This is a genomic window from Roseovarius halophilus (ex Wu et al. 2025) (assembly GCF_047086965.1).
Genome location: NZ_JBKOTX010000377.1, coordinates 1 through 2961, shown reverse-complemented (window position 1 = coordinate 2961; position 2961 = coordinate 1). Strand labels below are relative to the sequence as shown.

5 protein-coding genes are annotated in these 2961 nt (G+C 66.7%); 1 reads left to right on the top strand and 4 read right to left on the bottom strand.

Annotated features, from left to right (window positions below; translation table 11 throughout):
• The 4 genes from secG to ACH107_RS31695 all read right to left on the bottom strand — a co-directional run.
• Nucleotides 1-191: preprotein translocase subunit SecG (gene secG, locus ACH107_RS31710; protein WP_412509620.1), on the bottom strand; the 191-nt coding region annotated here is incomplete at its 3' end.
• Between the two features lie 113 nt (nt 192-304).
• Entirely contained in the window at nt 305-823 is a 519-nt protein-coding gene (locus ACH107_RS31705; RefSeq protein WP_412509619.1) for a toxin-activating lysine-acyltransferase, read from the bottom strand.
• Nucleotides 820-1776: a Hint domain-containing protein gene (locus ACH107_RS31700; protein WP_412509618.1), complete on the bottom strand. Its 957-nt coding sequence runs from the start codon at nt 1774-1776 to the stop codon at nt 820-822. The genes ACH107_RS31705 and ACH107_RS31700 overlap by 4 nt, the downstream gene beginning before the upstream one ends.
• 145 nt (nt 1777-1921) lie before the next feature.
• The gene (locus tag ACH107_RS31695; protein ID WP_412509617.1) at nt 1922-2320 is read right to left on the bottom strand and encodes a DUF6524 family protein; all 399 of its coding nucleotides are present in this window, start codon (nt 2318-2320) and stop codon (nt 1922-1924) included.
• Nucleotides 2321-2462: 142 nt separating this feature from the next.
• Between ACH107_RS31695 and ACH107_RS31690 the strand changes: the two genes are divergently transcribed.
• The coding region (locus tag ACH107_RS31690; RefSeq protein WP_412509616.1) for an adenylosuccinate synthetase at nt 2463-2961 on the top strand (499 nt) is incomplete at its 3' end.

The following is a 2961-nucleotide window of genomic DNA, read 5'->3' as shown; positions in this document are numbered from 1 at the left end:
TGTTTCGCCCCTGTCCGCGGTGCCCGGCCTGCCCACGCTGCTGGCGGCGGTCGTCGGGCTTGTGTCGCTGCAATTGCTGACCGGGCGCCGGCGGCTGTGCCGAGCCCGCCACCTTCGGAGCGTTGCAGCAGCACGACGCCGATCAGCGCCAGCGCAAGAAGAAGGTGGATGATGAGGACGACGTTTTCCATGTTGGGCGGCCTGTCTGCGATGTGTTGCGCGTTGGGGCGGTATCTATGCAAATCGCGCCGCCGCTGCAACCCGGCATTCTCTGGCGCGGGTGCCCGCGCGACCGGGGCGCGGGTCAGTCGGTCGCCTTGAGGAAGTCGGCCTCGGAGTAGACCTTCGCAAGGTCCCGCCGCCGGAAGTCGATATGGACGATCCGGCGCGTACGGTCGTCATCACCCACGCGGCGGAAGAAGAAATCCGTGTCCGTGAAATGGCCCTTTTCCATGATCCAGCGGACCATGCTCCGGGTCATCCCCTTGTACGGCGCCATGATGTCCACGATCCAGAGGCGGTCGCCGCTGGTCCAGTCCTCGGGGGTCAGTTGCCCGCCGGTGACGAGACGGCGCTCGGCCTCTTGGCCGAGCCAGCCCCACGTATAAAGACCGCGCGCGATGCCGTCGAAGCGGAATACCCGGAACTGGCCCAGAAGCAGTGGCGGTTCGAGGTAGGCGCGCAGTTGCGACACCGGCATCCGCGCATGGCGTGGGCTGCGGAAGGCGAGGAAAGCCATGTCGCCGTAGATACGCAGCCGTTCGGGGCCGGGGACTTCGATATCGGGCAGGGGGCGACCACTTGCATCGGTCAGCGCTGTCATGTCGCCATCCTCTCCGTCATCGGCCGGCCGGGCTGGAGAAGCGCGCTTTCCCACGGGCGCAGGACCATGCGCGCGGTTTCGGGTGCGCCTGCGCCATCGACAAGCTCGGGGAAGAGTTTGTGCAATTCGTCCCGGGTCGCGCTTTCGAGGGCGCGCAGCGCGTAGTCACCGGGGTGAAAGCTCTCGGTCGGCAGGCCCTCCGTGAGCATGATCTCGTGCCGGTCGAAAAGCACGTGGAAATACGCGACCCCGTCCGCGTCGTGATCGATGCGGATGGTCGTGCCGTTGACCAGTGCCTTGGCCGGCACCAGCACCTGCGACTCGCCGAAGAAGAGTTCCGCCCGCCAGTCACCGACAAGAATGCGGTGCTGGGGGGACACGGTCAGCTCGCGGGCGGGCCGGTTCTTGCCGAGCGCGCCAGCGGCGATCCGGACGGGACGCAGCGCCGGGTCGGCAAGCAGCTCGCGGGCCGGGACGTTTCGGCATCCGACCCACCTCACGGGCTGGGCCGATCCATCGACGGTGCGGACCCTGTCGCCGATGCGCAACTGCTCGACGGGGACGGGGCCGGATTCGGTCTCGATCAGCGTGCCGCGGGCAATACAGATCGTCAGGTTGATGAAGACCGTATCCGTGTCGGAATTCTCGCCGTCGCCGCCGGTGACCGCGATCTCGACGGTCTGGTCGGACCCGGAACCGAACACGGCGTCACGGTCGATGGTGAAGGTGAAGGCGCCGGTAGTCGGGTCGGCGGCGAGCGTGCCGAAGGCGCCCCCACTGGTCACGCTGAAATCGTACCCCGCGGCGGCTTCGCCGCCGGGTCCGCCGCCAATCGGGACCTCGTCGAAATCCCCGGAAACGGTCGTGACCGCGCTGCCGTTCAAGGCAACGTCGAATGTCCATGTGTCCAAGCCGCCCGTGGCGCCGGTGACTTCGCTTATGTTGTAGCCCACTGCTCTGACCTGCCTTTTCTAGGCGTTTTTTGAAATCAGTGTAACTCAAAGCGCGCGCTTGACCAATGACTTTCCCGTCCGCGCGACCGTGGCAACCCCGGTATGCCCGGATGACCCTGCAGGACCGGACCCCGCGGCGCGCGGCTCATTCGTCGATGTCGTCCATGTCGGCCTGTCCCGACAGCCGGCGGCGCACATGCGACCAGCTGAGCCCGATCCCGAGGACGAGCGAGAGCGCGGCGAGGGCCAGCCACGTGTTGTGCGCGGGATTGTCGAGCGTGAGCAGGTCGTAGTCGTGAAGCACCCACAGCAGCGATGCGACAAGCGACAGGACCAGCGTCATGCCGAGCGCCCCGATCGAGCGCAAGGTCGCACGCAGGTAGATGATATAGCCCACCAGCAGCACCAGCCCCATCAGCACGGCGAGCGGCATTTCCTCGTAGAAGTTCGCGCGCACCCAGCGGGTATAGCTCCACCGGGTGGGGTTGAACGTGGCGGCCAGCAGCCCGAAGGCCACGACGCAGCGCAGGATGAAAGCGACCATGACAGCCCCCGTGACGTGTCCGCGCATTAAATGCCCAGAGCGCGCGCGCCTGTCCAGTGGCGCGCGGTGAATTTGCGGTTTCGCCGTCGCGCGGGGATGGCTATACGGACGCGGGTTCGGCACCGGTTTGGAAAGGATCATCATGGCGAATGTCGTTGTCGTGGGCGCCCAGTGGGGCGACGAGGGGAAAGGCAAGATCGTCGACTGGCTGAGCGAACGCGCGGACGTGATCGCGCGATTTCAGGGCGGGCACAATGCCGGCCACACGCTGGTGATCGGCGAGGCCGTCTACAAGCTGCACGCCCTGCCCTCGGGCGTCGTGCGCGGCGGCAAGCTGAGCGTGATCGGCAATGGCGTGGTTCTGGACCCGTGGAACCTGCTGTCCGAGATCGAGACGATCCGCCGACAGGGGGTGGAGATCACGCCGGAAACGCTGATGATTGCCGAGAACACGCCGCTCATCCTGCCCATTCACGGCGAACTGGACCGCGCCCGCGAGGCGGCGGCGCGTCCCGGCGTCAAGATCGGGACCACCGGCCGCGGCCGCCCGCGCCCACGGGATGCAGACCCTGCGTACCCTGCTGGACAAGGGTGTCTGGACGCAGGACGATTACGGCATCTTCTACAACATCAATTTCCCC

Bases quoted from the DNA above. Each gene is read 5' to 3' on its own strand.
- ACH107_RS31705 (WP_412509619.1), bottom strand. From the start codon at position 823: ATGACAGCGCTGACCGATGCAAGTGGTCGCCCCCTGCCCGATATCGAA.
- ACH107_RS31695 (WP_412509617.1), bottom strand. From the start codon at position 2,320: ATGGTCGCTTTCATCCTGCGCTGCGTCGTGGCCTTCGGGCTGCTGGCC.